The sequence below is a fragment of the Geoalkalibacter subterraneus genome (genome assembly GCF_000827125.1).
Lineage (GTDB): Bacteria > Desulfobacterota > Desulfuromonadia > Desulfuromonadales > Geoalkalibacteraceae > Geoalkalibacter_A > Geoalkalibacter_A subterraneus.
Window position 1 is genome coordinate 2,429,594 of record NZ_CP010311.1, and the last position, 19,895, is coordinate 2,449,488.

The window sequence follows — 19,895 nt, forward strand, 5'->3', positions numbered from 1 at the left end:
AATGCGAGGCGGAACACACCGACGCCCCTGCCGGATAAAAAAAATCCCCCGCTTTCGGAGGGGATGAAAGCGGGGGGATAAGGCCCGGGAGGGGACCGGGCCTTTTGGAATGGGGAAGAATCAAGTTATTCGTGCACGGTCGCTGCCCAGTTTGGAATCTGGTCGAACACCACGTCGAAAACAGGAATGACCAGCAGGTAGGTCACCGCAACCGCAAAAACGATGCCGATGATGTTGAGCCCGAAGCCGCTGCGCGCCATCTGCGGAATCGTGACGTACCCCGAGCCGAAGACAATGGCGTTGGGAGGGGTCGCCACCGGCAGCATGAAGGCACAGGAGGCAGCGATGGCGGCAGGAACCACCAGCAGCAGGGGATTCTGACCGAGCCCCACTGCCACAGCCGACAGAATCGGCATAACCATAGCGGAAGTTGCCGTATTGGAGGTCATCTCAGTCAGGAAGATAATCAGCGCAGCGACCGCCAGCACCAGCACGATGATGGGTGCGTTTTCCAGCAAACCGACACGGGTTCCGATCCAGGTCGCAAGCCCCGTTTCCTTGAAGCCAGCCGCCAAAGCCAGGCCGCCGCCGAACAGAATCAGCACGCCCCAGGGCATCTTGACCGCCCAGTGCCAGTTCATGACAAACTCGTTTTTCTTCATGTTGATCGGAATCAGGAACAGAAGACAGGCACCGGTCATGGCAATGGCCGCGTCGGTCACCAGAGCGGGATCCGGAAACAGAAACCCGAGTTGTTTGCGGAAAATCCAGGACAAAGCGGTCAGACCGAACACCAAAGCAGTCCAGCGCTCGCCGGTATTCATTGCCCCCATTTTTTTCAGCTCAGCGTTGATCAGATCGCGACCGCCGGGCACTTTTTTGAGTTTCATCGGGTTGGCCACCCGCGTCAACCACAGCCAGCACACAGGCAGCATGAACAGTACCAGCGGCACACCAACTTTCAGCCAGTCGGCAAAACTGATTTCAAAACCGTAGGTTTTCTGCAGGTAGCCGGCAAGAACCGTATTGGGCGGGGTGCCGATCAGGGTGGCGATGCCACCGATTGAGGCCGCATACGCGATCCCCAGCATCAGGTTGAGGCCGAAAGAAAATTTATCCGGGGAGAAATCGATTTCCTTGTCCAGCCCTTCTCTCTTCCCCTCTTCGACCACGTGAGCGATGATCGCCAGACCGATGGGCATCATCATAACGGTGGTGGCGGTGTTGGAGACAAAGGCCGAGAGGGCCGCAGTCGCCACCATAAACCCGAAAATCAGGCGTGCTGGGGAGAATCCGACCGTTTTAACGATGTTCATGGCGATGCGACGGTGCAGATCCCAGCGCTGCATGGACAGCGCAATGATAAAGCCACCCATGAACAAAAAGATCAGATGGCTGGCATAGGGCGCGGTCGCCTGCTTGGTATGCATGATACCTAGCAGGGGAAACAGCGCGATGGGCAGAAGACTCGTAGCTGGAATCGGAATCGACTCGCACATCCACCAGGCGGCCATCAGCAGCGCCACAGCGGCCATTTTCTGAGCGGCAGGCTCCATTTCAGTCGGCGTAGGCAGCAGCAGCATCAGCACAAAAAGAACCGGCCCCAAGATAAGACCGAAAAGCTGGCGCCGAGTGTATTCGCTGGGATCACCTTCTTCGACCCCGCCGGGTCCGGACTTCAACCGCCCGACATGCTCCGCCGGGGCTTCTTCAATTTCATCGGCCAGATCGACGTCGCTCTCCCGACGACCATTGCTGAATGCCAGGTGATCCTCTTTGAAACGCCGCAAAAGCGCCTGAGGCCGCACCAGGCAGAGGGCCTTGGTTTCGTCGTGCATACGCCAGAGGCGATCCCACATGGTTGAAAGCATCTTTCCTTCTCCTTCCAAGCAAATTGATAAAAATGCAGCACCTGAATTCTTGTGCCCCGTGGGGCTGTCCTGTCAAAAAACAACACGGAACACCAGGCGACAAAAAGACCGGTTTTGATTTTTAGCAATGCAGGTGCCAAAAACTCCGCGATATATCAAAGGCCACATGCCATATCCGGTAAAACCCTGTTTTCATACTACTTTAAGGATCACAAAAAGATTATTTTCTAAAATATCGTTATAAAATTCTTGAACATAAGTCACGACATCTTTCCTGTCAGCAAGGCTGATTTCAGCCTCTTCTGTTGATCTCCCCTCAAAGTTCTACCCGTTATTGCTGTAAACAGCATAAAAAAACCCCTGGCTGATTTTCGCCAGGGGTGTTGTGCAGGCCCTTGTTGCAGATCTTGAAGATCAGTCTTCCTGCTCCGCCAACTGGTATTTTTCCAGCTTGTATCTCAGGGTTCCCCGCGGAAGGTTAAGCAGGCGCGACGTTTTGGCCACATTGCCGCCTGTGATCGCAAGCGCCTTGGAAATCAAATCTTTTTCGACCTGGTTGATGATCTCCTCGACCACGATCCCTTCCGGTGGGATCTCAAAGGAGAAAGGCACTTCACGGCGGGGCGGTCCGCCCCAGATCTCGCGGGGTAGCATTTCGGGAGTGATCACTTCCGCATTGTGCATGATGCAGATTCTTTCAACGACGTTACGAAGCTCGCGTACGTTGCCAGGCCAGTGGTAGCGCATCAGCAGATCGATGGCCGGCCGGGAAACATCACGTATCGCCTTGTTGAACTCCCGGCTGAAGCGTTTAAAGAAGTGGTCGAGCAACTGAGGGATATCCTCCCTTCGCTCTCTTAAGGGCGGCATATGGATCGGGAACACATTGAGTCGATAGTAAAGGTCTTCGCGAAATTCACGGTCGTCGATCGCCTGCTTCAGATCGCGGTTGGTTGCGGCAATGACACGTACATCGATATCGATGTTGCGCACCCCACCGAGGCGGCGGATCTTGCGATCTTCAAGCACGCGCAAAAGCTTGACCTGCAGGTTGAGGCCCATCTCGCCGATCTCATCGAGGAAAACCGTGCCTCCGTTGGATTCCTCGATCAAACCGATCTTTCGGTTCTTGGCATCGGTAAAAGCGCCGCGCTCATGACCGAAAAGCTCTGTTTCCAGCAAGTTGAAGGGTAGAGATCCGCAATTGATTTCGACAAAGGGACGCTCCTTGCGGGACGACAACTGGTGGATGGCGCGAGCGACAAGCTCCTTGCCGGTGCCGCTTTCCCCGGTAATCAGCACGGTGGCGTGTTCATGTTTTGCCACCTCCTGGATCTGGTGAAAAACCTGCAGCAACTGGGGGCTGGAGCCGATCATGTCGGTCTCGCCGAATTGAGCACTGCCCTCACGCTTGAGATGCCGCACCTCGCGACGCAGATTCTGGGTTTCCAATGCCAGCTTGACGATCAGATGAATGGCGTCGGCCTTGAACGGTTTTTTAATGTAGTCGTAGGCTCCAAGCTTCAGCGCCTCGACGGCACTCTCTACCGTCCCATAGCCGGTGATGATGATGACCAGAACCTCCGGATCAACCTCCCGCAGTTCCCGCAGGACATCCAGGCCGCTGCGGTGACCGAGATTGAGATCGAGCAGCACCAGGTCGATCTCCTCTTCACTCACCCGGCGCACCGCTTCCTCGCTGCTGTCCGTGGAAAAAGGGCGGTAACCATCATCTGCAAGAATACGTTCCAGGTTCTCGCGGATAAACGCTTCATCATCGACAATCAGGATTTTTTCCATGGGCATTTATCCTTCTCAGCTGCCCTGCCTTTTCGGGGCAGTTCTCAGCAGAAAACAACGTAAAATATGAATAACACTGATGCTATTGATTCTGGAAGGTATTGGCAACAGAAAAATGGTGGATTTTCGCCACATCACCCCAACGGGAACCAGAGAACGAACTCAGTGCCTCCTCCCGGCTGGCTGTTGACCTCAATACGGCCGCCATGATCGGAGATAATATTGTGAGTAATCGAGAGTCCAAGCCCGGTGCCCTCCCCCTTGCTGGTGTAGAAAGGCTCAAAAATCAACGGCAGGCGATCCGGCGCAATCCCTTCTCCGGTATCCGAAATTTTCACGCAGACATGATCATCAACCCGGGCGGCGGCGACCTCGAGCCTGCCCCCTTGCGGCATGGCATCGATGGCGTTGGTCAACAAGTTGAGGAAAGCCTGCTTGAGCTTGGCGGCGTCAAGCGCAAAGCGAGGCAAGGACTCCTGGATATTTTCTTCCAGCATGATATTCGCGCGCTCGCACTGCTTCTGCACCAGAAACAGAATATCACGCAACACTGGGGCCACATCCCCCGGCTGCAAAGAGGATTGAGCCGTGGTGGCAAAGGTGAGCAGTTCGTTGACCAGGCCTTCAAGGCGCTCCATTTCGCACAGGGCACGCTGAATCAGTGCCTGGTCTTCAGGATTACGCAGCAGGCGGTCATGCAGGTCATCGAGCATGATGCTGATGCCGGTCAGGGGATTGCGAATCTCGTGGGCGATGCCGGCACTGAGGCGCCCCAGGGAAGCCAACCGCTCCATGCGCCCGAGATGTTCACGCAGGTTGACCCGCTCGGTTAAATCCTCCACCGTCAGGATGCGCCCGGACGAGCGAGGCGCCAACAACGGCAGAAATGCAATCCGCAGGGTAATCCGCTTGCCGTTTCGTTCAACCTGCAGATACTGACTCCACCGCCGACTGACATCCTGCTCCAAGGCGGGACGCAAGACCTCCAGCATCTCCGGCCACTCCTGCAGGTAATTAAAGAGGTCCAGACTTTCATCGCAGGCCGCGAGACCGAGAATAGATCGTGCAGGACCATTGACCGAAGTGACGCGGTGGTGACCATCGAGGGTCAGAATGCCCGTTTCGATATTTTCGAAAACCGTTTGTTTGAAATTGCGTTCGCGAATAATCTCCTTGCGTGAACGGCGCAATGCTTTCAACGTCTTCATCAGACGTTCACGGCGATGGTTCAATTCGCCGGCCATGGCATTGAATGCCTGGGCAAGCCGCCCCACCTCGTCATCACCCTTAACTGCAACTTCGGTTCTAAGGTTGCCGCGGGCCATCGCGCGGGTTCCATCCATCAATCTTTCCAAAGGGCCGGTAATACTGCGCGAAAGCCACCAGGCAGCCAGGAAGACGACCGCCATCGTAAACCCGACCAGCAACCATGAGCGGTGCATGAAGCGGGTCACTTCCCGTTGGATGACAGATGAGGTCTCGATAGCCGGCTGATGAAACTGCCGCAATTCAGCTCCGATAGTAACGCCTCCCCAAACCTCGCCGGAAACCCCACTTTCAACATCGTACAACACGGGCGCATAGGCCATGATTTTACGGGATCCCCCGACATTGGTGACATCGACAACACCCGAGTTACCCTCCAGAACATCCCGGGCGACGACGGGATAGTTGGGATGGATAAAACCCGCATGCAGAAGGTTGTATGGAATGGCACCACGCGCGACCGCTTCGGGCGAGGAGCGGGTCGTGTATGGCGGAACCAACCGCCCACTGGAATCGAGCCCGCGAATATCCCAGAATTTCGGGTGGGTGATGATCCACCCTTCATGATCGAACATGAAGGCGTAATTGCCGCTTTCATAAGAGGGGAAAACGACGTACTTCTCCTCCGTCGGCGTGATGTGCTGAGTAAATTCCATCAAATGGCGATGATCGAGAGAGAGAACCACCACGGCCTGCAGAGTGCCGTCCGATGCATGCAGCGGAGCGGCAAAACGAACAACCCCCCGGTATTTCCTGCCTTCCACCGCATCTTCGGGACGCCTCTCCCCTGCCAACTGCTCCCGCTTGTCGACATGCCACCCCGTCACAGGCGAAACATAGACGCCGCCAGCGGGCAGACGCCTGGCCTGCAGAAAGTAATCTTCGGTCAGGTAGGTTGTATTGGCAGGGTCGGAGACATCGCGCAGATCAGCCGAAACCTCGCCCTCCTCAATCCGCAGCATCTCCCGGCCATCGGGATGTATGAAGGCGATCTCCCGATAAAGAGGAATGGATTCACGAACCTCGACAGGCTGCTGATTGGTTCCGGCCCGATACCAGACTGAGCGGCGGTGCTGATTGTAGAAACTCAGATACGCCTCTGCGTCGGGTTCAAGCAAAGCAAGGTCAAACAGATCCGCCTCGACCCGCCTCAAAAAATCAGCAGTCGACTCTGCGACCATCTCCGCGCGCAGCACAAGTGCGCGCGAAGCCTGAGAATCGAGAGCTTCAGTCGCACTGCGCCGCAGGTAGTCCTCCACCAGCCAGAGATTATTGGCGGAATATACGGCGAGAAATCCGAGGGGAAGCAGCGCAAGCAGCAGAAAAGCAAACAGAACTTTTTTATGAAGAGTCAAACGCGGCATGGCGTGATTATACCTGAACCACACCCGTAAATAGAAGAGGCATTGGATAAAAGAACGATATGGAGAGCGTGAAGGAGGGCCTCTTTGTCAGACTCAGGAGTGGCAGCGATGCGGTTCCTGATCCTGAGACATGGGGGGCCGGCCGGCATTGATCAATCGGGTATCGAGCGCCAGCGGCAGAAGACGCAGATGCTTTTTCATGACTTCTTCCAGACAGCGTCCGTCATGAATGATGACGTCATTGGGAGCGATCTCCGTCAGGGCCAGAAGAGATCCGTTCGGCCGGAGAAAAATCTGAACTTCGTAGTCTTTGTGGTTGAAGGTCAGGGTCTGACTGTGGATGAGTGTTGCATTTTCCATTGAGGCCTCCCGCATGCGGCTGTGTCGAACCGAAAAAAAATAATGCTCTCCAATTAGCAATGAGTGCGCCAACGGAAGATTTTCCAATTAAAATCAAAAGAAACTATTTTTATTCAATAGGTTGCACATAAAAAAGCCTGACGCACAGCAGCGTCAGGCCTGGGTGAAAACTCCCAAAATGGGTGATATGGCGATAAAAGGGTTGTGCTGAATCGTTACAAAAGGTTATTTGCGCCGGGCGACGACATAATCGGATAATTCAAAAAGGGCCTGCCGGGCCGGAGAATCCGCAAAGCACTGCAAACGCCCCTTGGCCTGCTCAACCAGTTCGCGTGCCCTCATCCGGGTGTGGTCAATTCCGCCGTAATGTTCGATCAGATCGCAGACATAGTTCAAATCTTCGGCGGGGAGCTCATCCTGCTCAACGATCTCCTCCACCCTGCTGCGCTCCTGCTCGTTGCATTCGCGCAGGGCGTGGATCAGGGGCAGGGTCATTTTACCCTCCTGCAGGTCGTGCCCGCGCGCTTTGCCAAACTCCGCCTCTTCAGCCACATAATCGAGCGCATCATCCATGAACTGGAAGGCGATACCCAGGTCCATGCCGAAATCCTTGAGCGCCATGCGCTTCTGCTCATCAACACCGCCGAGAATCCCGCCCGCTTCGCAGGCAGCGGAGATCAGCACCGCCGTTTTGCTGCGGACCACATCGAGATAGCGGGGTTCGTCCATCTCCAGGTCACAGGTCCCGACCAGCTGCATGATTTCACCCTCAGCCATGCTGGTGGTTGCATCTGAAAGAACCTGCAGCACATCGAGGCTTCCGCCGCGCACCATAATGGAGAAGGATTTGGCAAACAGGAAGTCTCCGACCAGAACCGATGCCTGATTGCCCCACAGGGAATTGGCTGAAGCACTGCCGCGACGCAATACGGCGTCATCGACCACATCATCGTGGAGGAGGGTTGCGGTATGAAGAAACTCAACGACCGCCGCCAATCCCACATGCTGGTCACCGTCATACTCTGCCAGCCTGGCGCTGAGAAGCAGCAGCATGGGGCGCATGCGCTTGCCGCCGCTGGCAATGACGTAGTCACCAACCTTGCGGATCAGGTAAACGTCGGAATTGAGAAATTCCTTGAAAAGACCTTCCACCTGCGTCAGGTCATCGGAGAGAAGTTTTAGAGCATTTTCCATGATGGGCAAGTTATCCTCGAACCGTAAAAGTTCTGCCATCCTAGTGAATTATAAGGTGCCATGTCAAAGTTTTTTTCCTGCCGGGAAGGCAGGCAGAAAGATCGTGAAGCGCGCCCCGCCACCGTCGTGCCGACCGGCATGAATGCGCCCCCCGTGCTCCTCCACTAATTTGCGGGACACTGCGAGCCCCAGCCCGGTTCCTTCACCGCGTTCCTTGGTGGAATAGAAAGGATCGAAAATCCGCTCCAGGTTCACATTCTCAATGCCCGGGCCGTCATCGTCCACCTGCAGCGTCCATCCTTGCTCAACTTCACGCAGGGAAATTTCAAGGAGTCCTTTTCCTTCCATGGCCTGGGCCGCATTCAGAACCAGGTTGACCAGAACCTGCCGCAGCTGATCCTCATCGCCGCAAACAACGACCGGTGTTCTGGGCAGGTCAAATGACCATTGAATTTCGGCAAAAGTTTTCTGGACTCCGAGAGAACGACCAACCTCGCCAATAACCGCGCTGAGATCAACAGGCGCCATGCGACTGGACCCGCTGCGCGCCAACCCGAGCAAACTGCCTGTGATACGCCGGCAGCGCCGGGATTCGGCTATAATCGTCTCCACATCCTCAATCCGCGGATCATCCGGCGTCATATCCTCGCGCAACAACTGGGCGTGCCCCAGGATGATCCCTACCGGGTTATCGATCTCGTGGGAAATACCTGCCGCAACCTGGCCGACCGCTGCTAGTTTCTCTGCCCGCACCAGACTTTCCTGGGCCCGGTTCAGTTCGCGATTGGATTGTTCCAGGGCCAAATTTTTGGCAACCAGTTCGCGCTGTTTCTCAGAGAGCGACGCAGCCATATCGTTAAACGCGCCGGCCAGCGTGCCAAGTTCATCCCGGTTGGAGATGGCCAAACGAAAAGACAAATCCCCGCGGGCAATGGTGCGGGCGCCATGAATCAAACGCCTCAGCGGTCGACTGATCCAGCGGGCAGCCAGGGCAGCAAGCAGCAGGGAGGTGAGGATTGAAACCAGGGCGATACGGACGAAATGCGAACGTGTTGCCTGCTGCAATGCCGCTATTCCATCGTAAGAGATCAGAAAACGAACCGAGAGAACATGCTCACCCGTCGGACCGAGAGCTGGATGGACCAGATCGACAAATTTCCCCTCTTGCGGCAGCGTCAGGCTTTCCAGGGTCATCTCCAGGTTCCCGACGACACGGCGCTCAACTTCCGCGGCGGAGAGCGGTTTCAGGGGCAGAATCTCATCACCCAGTGGAGGGGATTCGTACAGAAGGCGGCCTCCCGCCGAATAGAGAGAGAAATGAACCAGATCGGGATTAAAGGCAAGAATTTCACGCAGCTTGCCATCTTCCAGGCGGCGGGACGGAGAAAAGGACCCACGAAAGAATTTAAGCAGTTCAGGAGTCGCAAGGCGCGCAAAAGACCTGCTTCGCGCATGCAGGTGATCTTCCCACTGCCGCACCTGTTGACGCTCCAGAACCGTCAGAGTTGCGGCCAGGACCACAATCAGCAGGATCGCGGTGAAAAAAAAGAACTTCTTTCCTATGGTCACTTGCACGGACTCACCGCCCCCCCCCCGGGAGTGCAGCAGCTAAAACCATGCGCCGGAGGAGCGTGCATTTTTCAAGGTTGAGAATTTTCAAGGGGGGCAGGTTCTTCGGCAGCAGGCGGCTTATGCGGAACGAAAACCCGCTCGTCTTCATCCCATCGATAGCCACCGGCATCCCAGATCGCTTCCAGGGCATCCCAGTCCATGTGCACACCCTCCATTTCATCGACCGTATCAGACGCCTCAAGCATCTCACCATCATCGACAATGCCGTCACCATTGAGGTCCGCCCACAGCACATGGTCCACTTTGACGACGGCATCCCCATCGAGTGAAACCGAAAGATTGCGCCCATTGGGATTGACGATAATTTCCCCGGAGAAATCGGCAGTGGATTGGATTTTATCCACATTTTCACTGACACGGAGACGATAGACTACCCGGGTGCGTTCATCTCCCGGTTTGACAATCCACCGCGCGACACCCTCCTCATTGTTCAAGCTGGTGGGCGGGGGAGCCGCTTCCACCAACTGCCACCCCTTCGGGAAACTCTCTCGCAGGATATACCCCTTGACCGTATCATCGGTTTCCAAGCGGATATGAACCGGGATCACATCCCCGGGCGCGGCATAGGGAGGCAGGAAACGATACCCTTCAAACCGGCCGACCAGCGTGTCCTGACGCTGCATCACCCAGTAAAAGATAACACCCGCAACAACAAGCAGGGCCGGCAACAGAAGCAACCATGTCCTGCTGCCCTTTGATTCCTGCGGCGGCAACGTCTCCGCAGGCTCCGCTTCTTCGTCGACACCTTCAGCGTCCCTCTCGCTTTTTTCGAGGATTTCCTCAACATCGACCTCAAGGGCTTCCGCCAGGCGAACGGCGTTTTCACGTTTTATGGAAGGGTAGCGGTTATTCTCCCAGCGTGACACCGTATCGGTGGTCACCCCGACCACCTTGGCCACGTAGAGCTGGGTGAGCTTTTTTTCCTCACGAATGCGACGAATCGCATCGCTGTCTAGATTTACCGTGGGCCGCAGGATAGAAGTCATAGGTCTCTCGGATGGCAAAATTACGTCATCCTAGCAAAAAGAAGATCAAGGCGTAAACATCAAACAGGTTCGGCTCCCTGCCCCTGGGCATCAAATGGACAGATATCCTTGAGCGAGAAGCCGGCTTCGAGCAGCTCCTGAAATTTTTCGGGGGCCAGGGGGCGCCCAAAATAGTATCCCTGTAATTCATCGCAATGACGCGCACGTAGAAACTCGAGCTGCTGGCGTGTTTCGACTCCTTCGGCGATCACCTTGATGTTGAGGCTATGAGCCACCGCGATAACCGCATCGACAATCGCCGCGTTATCCGGGTCGGCCGTCACATCACGGACAAAGGACTGGGCAATTTTAAGGCGGTCGAAGGGAAAGTGCTTCAGATAGCTCAGCGACGAATAACCGGTTCCGAAATCATCGATGGCCAGGTTGAGGCCACGTACCTTGATATCCGTGAGCGTCATGATTGTGACTTCGGCATTTTCCATGATGGTACTTTCGGTCAATTCCAGTTCAAGCTGGGCAGGATCAAAACCGGTACTCTCCAGAATGTGATCGACCATATCGATAAAACAGGGGTGATTGAACTGACGTCCCGAAATGTTGACCGCCAACCGCAGAGCGGAGTATCCCATATCCTTCCAGATGTTCACCTGCCGACAGGCCGCATCGAGAACCCATTCTCCGATTTGGAGGATAAGGCCGGTCTCCTCTGCTACGGGGATGAACTTCTCAGGGGTCAAAAGCCCCAGGCCGGGATGGTTCCATCGCAGCAGCGCCTCCATGCCGACCAGCCGACCGCTGACAAGGTCGAGCTGGGGCTGAAAAAGCAGAAAAAGTTCGTCACGTTCCAGCGCGTAGCGCAGACTCGTTTCGAGAGTGAGGCGTTCCTGAACGCGTGCGTTCATTTCGTGAGAAAAAAACTGGTAGGTATTTTTGCCCCGTTCCTTGGCCTGGTACATGGCGATGTCTGCATGCCGCAGCAGGGTCTGGCTGGTGTCTCCATCGCCGGGGAACACAGCGATGCCGATGCTGACGGTGGTCGTAATCTCATGATCCCCGAGCATCACCGGACGAGCCAGATTTTCCAGGATCTTGTGCGCAACACCTGCCAGACCGTCCTCCTGGTCGAAATCCGACAGAACGACTACAAATTCATCCCCGCCGAGGCGTGCAACCGTATCGCTGCGGCGAACGCTATCGGCAAGGCGGCGCGCCGTGACTTTAAGCAACTCGTCGCCGCAGGAGTGCCCCAGCGTATCATTGACCGACTTGAATCGATCCAGGTCGAGAAACATCACCCCTGCCTCACACTGCTCACGGCGGGCACGCGAAATCACCTGTTCGATCCGGTCGGCCAGTAGAGTACGATTGGGCAGGCCGGTCAGCACATCGAAATAGGCCAGATGCTGGATTTCCAGGTCCGCATGACGTTGAGCCACCGCGACGGCCAGCAGGTTTGCCAGTGATTGGAGAAAAACCAGATCATCCCGGTCAAAGTGCCCCTTGCTCCGGGAATAAACCGCCAGTACCCCGTGGGGGCTCGCCTTTCCAGGGATGGCAATGCCTGCGGCGCTCAGAACACCAGGAGATGAATCGAACCAAGCGGGGGCCATTATGGGCGTCTGATTTTCGAAATCACCGATCAGGACGGGATGCGTTCCCTCCATCAGGACATGCTCTTCGAAACAGATTGAGCCGCCGTCGTGAAACAGGCGCGGCGCTTCGACGGCATCCTTCCCGTACCAGGCCCGTGGTCGCAGACAGCGCATTTCAGGCAGAAGTTCAAGGATCTGGCTACAGTCGGCGTCCAGACAGGACGCTATCGCGGAAACAGCCTTCTCCATAAGGCGGTCCAACTCAACGCCCCACAGAATATCACGCCCCAACTCAGCGAAGAGTTGATGGCAATCTTTCTGACGGTTCAACGTCTGCTGCACATCAGAATGAGGCACGGTCGATTTTCCACCAGGAAAATTTTGTTGCATATAAACAGCAATTCCTTCGCCGATTGCTTTCCGGCCGCCAGAACACATAGAATCAGCCCTGAAAGGCGGCAAGGCCATTGCCGGGTTGAAGACTCAACTTAAAATTTGCCGCATCAAACAGAAACGATCCTAATAGAATAAACCAGATCAAACAAGGAATAAACAAATAATATCGCACAACTAAGGAGAGCTTGGCCTTACAGAATATTTTAGTTAGAATGTCGTCATTACTTTCATCGGAAAATCTACCCAATTCTGTATTTATGAGCATAAAGGTTGACTCATGATCAAAGCGATTTTCTGGGACAACGACGGCATTCTTGTCGACACTGAGCCCCTTTATTTTCAGGCGACGCGTGAAGTTCTGACTCGTCATAACGTTGAGCTTACAAGAGAAGAATTTATCCGCATCTCTCTTCAGCAAGGGCAAAGCGCCTTCGATCTGGCCAGGGATCAGGGATATGAGCCTGCAGAACTTGAACAGATGAGACAGCAGCGAAACAGGCGCTACACCCAACTTCTCGAGGAAGGTGCCGAAGCACTGCCGCATGTCGAGGAAACACTGAAAGTTCTCTACGGACACTTCCGCATGGGAATCGTGACCAGCTCGCTGACGGAACACTTTAATGCCATCCATTCGCAAACCGGGCTTCTGCCGTTTTTTGAATTTACCCTGACCCGCGAGCAGTACGCGCAGACTAAACCCCACCCGGAGCCTTACCTCACTGCACTTTTGCGCTGCGATCTCTCACCGCAGGAATGCATTGTCATCGAGGACAGTGAACGTGGTCTTGCCGCGGCCGTGGCCGCAGGGCTGCGTTGCATTGCAATCCCCACCGAACTCACCCGTGATGGAGATTTTTCAAAGGCTTTTGCAGTTCTTGAAGACGTGCGTGATGTCCCATCCCTGTTAAACCGAATTTGACCTTCTGCTCCCTAAACACGGCATATATTCTGCATTAAAATTCTATACACCGATACACCTCGTGGGGATGCAGCTCCCACGAACAAGGGTGTCTGGCGCCAATCAAACGACCAGGGACAGCGAAAAGTGTCCCTTGACAAGGGAGTTGTAACCCCATGCTATGCCGTTACATAAAATTTTAAACTTTTCGGCTTTCGTCGACGATAAAGAGTCAACACTTCTCCTTTTGCGTTTTAGGCCTACTTCTTTTTTCCCAGGGTTTTGCCATGGCTTTCAAACCGGTCAGCGTATTTACCGAGTTTTTCACACCACCTGATCACTCAAAGATCACCCGTGCGGGACAATCCACGAAAAGTTTTGAAAAACTTTTTGAAGAAACTGCGAGCCGCTCAGATATCACCCCGGCCCAGCAGGCCCGGGTGCTGGCTGAAACAGCAAGGCTGCGCATGATGGCAGGACTTTTCACCGACGATCCCAACGGATCAACCCAGCCTTTTATCCCGAATCTTGAAAATCTGCCCTCCGCAGCTGCTCACCATTACCGTGCTCGTGCTCAAGAGTATAAATCCGCGCACGCAGCCAACCCTGCAGTCGTAATCGCTTCGCGGGAGAAGGCCGCCGCGTTCTCGTCGCTGCCAGAGCACGAGATCAAACCGAACTCTGAGGAAATCGAGTCGTACATCAATAAAGCCTCCGCGCAATTCGGAGTCTCACCGCATTTGATCAAGGCCGTTATTCAGGCAGAAAGCAGCTTCGATCATCAGGCCGTTTCCCCGGCCGGCGCACAGGGGTTGATGCAGCTGATGCCTGCCACGGCAAGGGAACTGGGGGTCGACAACCCTTTTGATCCGGAACAGAACGTTATGGGCGGCACACGTTATCTCAAATCACTGCTCGACCGCTATGAGGGCGATCTGGACAAAGCCCTGGCCGCCTATAACTGGGGGATGGGCAACCTCGAACGAAATCCGGACGGTCTCCCCGCAGAAACCCGGAATTACCAATCCAAAGTAAAAACCTTTCTGGCCCAGGTGACTGAAAACAATCGCCGCGCCTGATCGCCAGTCACAACAGTTTGCTCCCCCCCTTTTTGCGTAAACATAATATTTTTAAGCTGTTATTAAAAAAAATTGGTTGCCAAAATCGCTTCGGTGAATTAGTATTGCGCCATGTTTCCCGATCGGCATATCCGGTCGGGTTTTGCCCCGTGATTCCCCCTCCTTCACGGGGCATTTTTTTATCCTTCGCCACTCCTCCCAATTAAATTTCCCGCATTTTTCTACAACACTCTGAATACACAAACAACAATATCTATAGTTTTTAGCGACTTTCGCCTTGACACTTCACGATCAAACCATTATTCTTAATTTCAACAAATTAAAGACCTCCGTTGTCAACCCATGGTTTCTTAAGAAATCATGCGGTTTTTTTGCCCCGTGTATCTCCTCCCTGGCACGGGGCGTTTTTTCGATCTCCAGATCAAGCCCGGCATAAAACCTGCTTAAAACTTAAATTATGCAACCTGAAGGTCAATCGTTCGACACTTTTGGTCAAAGAATTGAAAAACGACTCTTTTCCTGCGTGGGAGTAAATTTGGCGATGTACAGTTTTTCCATTCGGACAAAAATTCTGGCGCTCGGCATCATATTGCCATTGGTATTGGTTTCTCTGCTGTTTGGTCTTTTCTATTTTCATTCGGAAAGCACGGCCCTGGACGCTTTTATCGACAAGGCACGCGCGATTTGCCTGACAGCCGAATCCACCCGTGAGGAGATGGAAGACAAGTGGGCCCAGGGGCTTTTCTCCCGCGAACAGTTGCGACAATGGATGCAGAACGGAGAACAGCAGAAAATCATTGCCGCAGTTCCGGTTGTCTCGGCATGGCAGGCTGCCATGAAAAAATCGGAAGAAGGTGAGTACACGTTCCGTACCCCTAAATTCCAGCCGCGCAATCCTGCCAACCAGCCTGATCCTATGGAAGCTCGCGCACTGGAAGCGTTTCAACAGGGAGTCACCGAGTATTACGAAATCGATGAAACGCAGAATGCCGTGCGCTACTTCCGCCCGGTCGTCTTATCGCAGCCCTGCATGAACTGTCACGGCGATCCGGCCGACTCGCAAAAATACTGGGGCAACGACAAGGGACTCGACCCCACCGGCGCGCGCATGGAGGGCTGGAAGGTCGGCGAAGTACACGGTGCATTCGAGGTGATCCAATCCCTGGACTCCGCTCAGGCCATGGTGGCCGGGGCCATGTTCAAAGGAGGGATGACAGTGCTGGCAGGGATGGCGGTCTATATCCTGCTGTTCGTCTTTTTCATCAGCCGCACTTTCATTCAACCGCTCAACCGTACTGTCGCCATGATTTCAGGTCTCGAAAGTGGAGATCTCGACCATCGCCTGAAAATGGCGCGCGAGGATGAAATCGGTACCCTCGCCGACAGCCTCGACCGGTTTGCCGACAACCTCAAGCATGAGGTTTTGACCGCTTTCCAGCGCCTGGCCGACGGAGATTTCACCTTTAAGGCCCAGGGGTTGATCGCCGAGCCGCTGGCCCGCGCCAATACCAGCCTGAATCAACTGGTCTCCGAACTTCAGCAGGTGGGGGAGCGCATCAACGGCCGCTCTGCAGAAGTTGCCGATTCAAGCCAGGCTTTATCGCAGGGAGCAACCGAACAGGCGGCATCCCTTGAAGAAATCAGTGCCTCCCTGCATGAATTGACGTCACAAACCAAGAAAAATGCCGACAATGCCGGTCTCGCGGATCGACTGACCGGGCAGGTGCAAGGATCGGCGGAAAACGGCAATCAGCAGATGCAGCAGATGGTCGACGCCATGACCGATATCAATAATTCCGGGCAGAATATTTCGAAAATCATCAAAGTCATCGACGAGATCGCATTCCAGACCAACCTGCTGGCCCTCAATGCCGCGGTGGAGGCTGCGCGTGCCGGCGTGCATGGTAAAGGGTTTGCTGTCGTAGCGGAAGAGGTGCGCAATCTCGCCGGCCGCAGCGCCAAGGCGGCACGGGAAACAGCTGAATTAATTGAAGGCTCCCTCGCCAAGGCAAAGAACGGCGCAGAGATCGCTGAACATACAGCGGAGGCCTTGAAAGAGATCGTCCAGGGAATCGGCAAAATCACCGATCTCGCCGGCGAAATCGCCACAGCCAGCAACGAGCAGGCGGAAGGGATCGACCAGATCAATATCGGCATTTCGCAGATCGATCAGGTGACGCAGCAGAATACGGCCACGGCCGAAGAAAGTGCCGCGGCGGCAGAAGATCTTTCCGGACAGGCTGTGCGTCTGCACACCATGCTGTCACGCTTCAAGCTCGATAGCGCCCGGCCCCTTGCTCCGCAGCACACCGCAACACCGGCCCGGCGGCCATCCCATCCACCGGAGACAAGTGCCGCGCCCCAAAAGGGCGAAACGGTAAAAAAGGAGGAATGGGGGAGATCGGGCACATCATGCAGTCCCCCGGAAATGATTGCCCTGGATGATGATGAATTTGGCCGCTATTAAAAGAGAAGCCTCTCGTGGAGTTGCGGCCCTACGCTGGACCTCTGTAAAAATGAGCCGGAAATCAGAGTCCGTAGAGCTTCATCTTCTCCCACAGGTTTTTGCGGCTGATTCCGAGCAGGGCGGCGGATTCGGTCTTGTTGCCGGCGGTCTTTACCAGGGCCCGTTGAATGCATTTTCGCTCAGCCGCAGCAACGGCTTCCGCCAGGGTATCGCAGGCATACTCCACAGCGTCGGATTGCGTGTCGCGAATCTCTGGGGGCAGATCCCACAGCTGGATTCTGGGTGCTGGAGCGAGTACTGAAACCCGCTCCAGAATATTGCGCAGCTCCCGGACATTGCCGGGGAATTGGTAACTCTCCAGCGCGCTCCTTGCTTCGGATGAAAGCTCAAAGGTCAGTCCGCGCTCTCGGCCGAATTCCTCCAGAAAAAATTCCGCCAGCTCCAGGATGTCATCTCCGCGTTCCCGCAGGGGCGGAATTTCGAGGGGAATGACCTGCAGTCGGTAGAAAAGATCCCGCCTGAAATTGCCTTTGCGAACCTCTTCTTCCAGATTTTTTGCGGTCGCACAGATGACACGCACATCCACCGGCAGAGGGGCCTTGCCCCCTACCCGCTCAACCTCGCGCTCCTGAAGCACCCGCAGCAGCTTGACCTGAAGATCAAGAGGCATATCGCCGATCTCATCCAGAAGAATGGTCCCTTGATCGGCCAGCTCGAACTTGCCGACCGCTGTTTTATCGGCCCCGGTAAACGCCCCCTTTTCATGCCCGAAAAGTTCGGATTCCATCAGGCCGGACGGAATCGCTGCGCAATTGAGGCGGACATAAGGTTTTTCCGCACGCCGGCTTTCATAATGAATCGCCGCGGCAACCAGCTCTTTGCCGGTCCCGCTCTCACCCTGCAGCAGAACCGTTGAATCCACCGCGGCAACCTGGCTGATCATGCGCAACATTTTCTGCATGGCGGGGCTTGAACCGATAATCGGACGGCGACTGCCGCAGCAATGCTCCAGCGACACACACCGCGCCTTGACCGCCTGCATTTCCAGCAGACGGGAGATGCGCAAACTCAGATCATCCAGGTCGAAAGGCTTCAGGATGTAATCGGCCGCCCCCTTTTTCAGGCAGGCGACCGCATTATCACTGCTGCCGTAGGCGGTCATCATCACGACTTCGGTTCTGGGTGCCTGGTTTTTAATTCTTTCAAGCAGCTGCTCCCCGTCGAGCCCAGGCATACGGATATCGGACAGAACAAGGTCGTAGCGGTTGCTGCCGAGTTTCTCGACGGCCTCAGTGCCCGTGGCAGCCGCATCGACCAACCAGCCCTGATCGCGCAGGTGGTCGATCACCGTGATACGCATAATTTCTTCGTCTTCAGCCACAAGGATACGCGGGACCATCAGCTTATTCCTCCTTCTCCCGTTTCATGTCGTGAATCCGTCAGGGGCACACGCAGGGTGAACACCGCCCCACTGGGCTCTGCATTGCGGGCGCTCAACTCTCCCCCCATGCGCCGGATGAGGGAATAGGAGACGGAGAGCCCAAGACCGGTGCCCTCTCCCACTTCTTTGGTGGTGAAAAAGGGTTCAAAAATTTTGTCCATGTGTTCGGGCGCAATTCCCGGCCCGCTGTCCCCGACCTCAACCACCAGGTCCGAACCGGAGACGCGGCTGGAGACTTTGAGGACACCCCCCTTCTCACCCATGGCCTGTACAGCGTTACCCGCCAGATTGAGCATGACCTGGCGCAGTGCTTCCATCCAAACCCATACCGGTTTCTGAACACCGAGATTGAGTTCCAGAGCAATAGTGCGCCGGCCGAGACAGGTCAATTCAAGGCAGTCCCGGATCATGGAGTCCACGTCCCCGCATTTTATTTCCAGCGGTTCCTTGCGGCCGATGTTGAGCAACTGCCGCACGGTCGAACGGATACGCTCCACCCCCTGTGCCAGAAGTTCCAGATATCGTTCCTGCAATTCGGGGTTGTCTGTGTTTTTCTTCATGGTCTGGATGCAGTTGTGCATCCCTCCCAACGGGTTGTTAATTTCATGGGATATGCCCGCAACCAGTCGTCCCAACGCCGCAAGTTTTTCACTCTGGAACATCTGCTCGCGCGTCTCATCCAACTCCCTGCGGGATCGCTCGAGACGACTGCACAAATTCTCAAAATGACGGGAAAGGGTGCCAATCTCGTCGTTTTCGTCCTCCATCGCAGAAAACCTGGTCGACAAACTTCCCTGCGGATAGCGGTCCATCGCCCCGGCCAGAAGTTTCAGGCGCCTGGCGACCAAAAGATCAAACAGAACATATATGGTCAAGGAGACAATCAGAATGGTCGCTACGGCGATGTTGAGAAGCATGCGGTTATTGGTTCTGATCTCGGCGAAAGCAGGGCCCATGGGAATCGTGACGTTCATTCCGCCGCGTATGTCGCCGACCTCGTAGCCCTGGCCGGAGTGACAGCTCAGGCACTGCTGCTCGACCTCCAGAGGGGCCATGTAGCGCAGTCGGTAAGAACCGGCGATTTTTTCAATGGCGACGGTTTCGGGTGTCCCCTGGGAGAAATTTTCCAGGGCGCGCCGCTCAAAATCATCCGGTGCATTGAGGGGATTGATCGGCTGCAGGCTGGTCACATTGAACTGTCCCATCCCTTCCCGGGCGGCATAAACGGAAAGCTCCCGGGTCACCATGGCCGGATTGCGTTTGACCAGCCAGTTGCCTCGCTCGTCGCGGATGGCCCCCTCCTTGAGAAAAGGGTTATTCTCAACCCCGGGCTGTTTTACAAAGAAGAGCCCGTTGTGATCAGCAACCCATTGACGCGTCAGGCGAATCTGATGAAACAGCATCTTGGCCTGGCGCGTCGCCTGCTCAACCACAAGGTCTTCCTGAAAACTCGAGGTTCGGTAAAAAGTCACCCCGTACGAGCAAAAGGTGACCAATCCCACCATCAGAACAAATTTGGTTTTCAGCTGCATGATTCTCATCCGCCTTT

The 19,895-nt window shown here is 55.2% G+C and carries 13 protein-coding genes; 3 read left to right on the forward strand and 10 right to left on the reverse strand.

The genetic code is table 11. From position 1 onward, the window contains the following. Positions 1 to 125: 125 nt before the first annotated feature. The 8 genes from GSUB_RS11305 to GSUB_RS11340 all read right to left on the reverse strand — a co-directional run bounded on the left by GSUB_RS11305 (position 126) and on the right by GSUB_RS11340 (position 12,422). Positions 126 to 1,871, reverse strand: a complete 1,746-nt coding sequence (locus tag GSUB_RS11305; protein WP_040200877.1) for an SLC13 family permease — start codon at positions 1,869 to 1,871, stop codon at positions 126 to 128. Positions 1,872 to 2,285: 414 nt separating this feature from the next. Then, positions 2,286 to 3,671 (reverse strand): sigma-54-dependent transcriptional regulator, encoded by a 1,386-nt coding sequence (locus GSUB_RS11310; RefSeq protein WP_040200878.1) that lies wholly within the window; start codon positions 3,669 to 3,671, stop codon positions 2,286 to 2,288. A gap of 134 nt (positions 3,672 to 3,805) precedes the next feature. Next, positions 3,806 to 6,301: a PAS domain-containing sensor histidine kinase gene (locus GSUB_RS11315; protein WP_040200879.1), complete on the reverse strand. Its 2,496-nt coding sequence runs from the start codon at positions 6,299 to 6,301 to the stop codon at positions 3,806 to 3,808. 93 nt (positions 6,302 to 6,394) lie between these two features. Then, positions 6,395 to 6,661, reverse strand: a complete 267-nt coding sequence (locus tag GSUB_RS11320) for a hypothetical protein (RefSeq protein ID WP_052464868.1) — start codon at positions 6,659 to 6,661, stop codon at positions 6,395 to 6,397. 225 nt (positions 6,662 to 6,886) lie between these two features. Further along, a complete protein-coding gene (locus GSUB_RS11325) occupies positions 6,887 to 7,855 on the reverse strand; it encodes a polyprenyl synthetase family protein (RefSeq protein ID WP_040200880.1) in 969 nt (322 codons plus the stop codon). A 63-nt stretch (positions 7,856 to 7,918) separates the two neighbouring features. Beyond that, positions 7,919 to 9,430 (reverse strand): ATP-binding protein, encoded by a 1,512-nt coding sequence (locus GSUB_RS18090; protein WP_144402003.1) that lies wholly within the window; start codon positions 9,428 to 9,430, stop codon positions 7,919 to 7,921. Positions 9,431 to 9,495: 65 nt separating this feature from the next. Further along, positions 9,496 to 10,473, reverse strand: coding sequence for a helix-turn-helix transcriptional regulator (locus GSUB_RS11335; protein ID WP_052464870.1), 978 nt, complete (start codon positions 10,471 to 10,473; stop codon positions 9,496 to 9,498). A 59-nt stretch (positions 10,474 to 10,532) separates the two neighbouring features. After that, positions 10,533 to 12,422, reverse strand: a complete 1,890-nt coding sequence (locus tag GSUB_RS11340) for an EAL domain-containing protein (RefSeq protein ID WP_158414077.1) — start codon at positions 12,420 to 12,422, stop codon at positions 10,533 to 10,535. 316 nt (positions 12,423 to 12,738) lie between these two features. Here GSUB_RS11340 and GSUB_RS11350 point away from each other — a divergent pair, with 316 nt between their 5' ends. The 3 genes from GSUB_RS11350 (at position 12,739) to GSUB_RS11360 (ending at position 16,905) form a co-directional block, all read left to right on the forward strand. Further along, on the forward strand, positions 12,739 to 13,380 hold the full coding sequence (locus tag GSUB_RS11350; RefSeq protein WP_040200882.1) for an HAD family hydrolase: 642 nt from the start codon (positions 12,739 to 12,741) through the stop codon (positions 13,378 to 13,380). Positions 13,381 to 13,646: 266 nt separating this feature from the next. After that, on the forward strand, positions 13,647 to 14,438 hold the full coding sequence (locus GSUB_RS19890) for a lytic transglycosylase domain-containing protein (RefSeq protein WP_084211979.1): 792 nt from the start codon (positions 13,647 to 13,649) through the stop codon (positions 14,436 to 14,438). A 541-nt stretch (positions 14,439 to 14,979) separates the two neighbouring features. After that, on the forward strand, positions 14,980 to 16,905 hold the full coding sequence (locus GSUB_RS11360) for a methyl-accepting chemotaxis protein (RefSeq protein WP_052464872.1): 1,926 nt from the start codon (positions 14,980 to 14,982) through the stop codon (positions 16,903 to 16,905). Positions 16,906 to 16,966: 61 nt separating this feature from the next. Here the strand turns inward: GSUB_RS11360 and GSUB_RS11365 are convergent, their stop codons facing one another. Together GSUB_RS11365 and GSUB_RS11370 are read right to left on the reverse strand one after the other, a co-directional pair. Next, positions 16,967 to 18,304 (reverse strand): sigma-54-dependent transcriptional regulator, encoded by a 1,338-nt coding sequence (locus GSUB_RS11365; protein ID WP_040200883.1) that lies wholly within the window; start codon positions 18,302 to 18,304, stop codon positions 16,967 to 16,969. Then, entirely contained in the window at positions 18,304 to 19,878 is a 1,575-nt protein-coding gene (locus tag GSUB_RS11370) for an ATP-binding protein (protein WP_040200884.1), read from the reverse strand. Before GSUB_RS11370 ends, GSUB_RS11365 begins: the two co-directional genes overlap by 1 nt. Between the last annotated feature and the right edge of the window lie 17 nt (positions 19,879 to 19,895).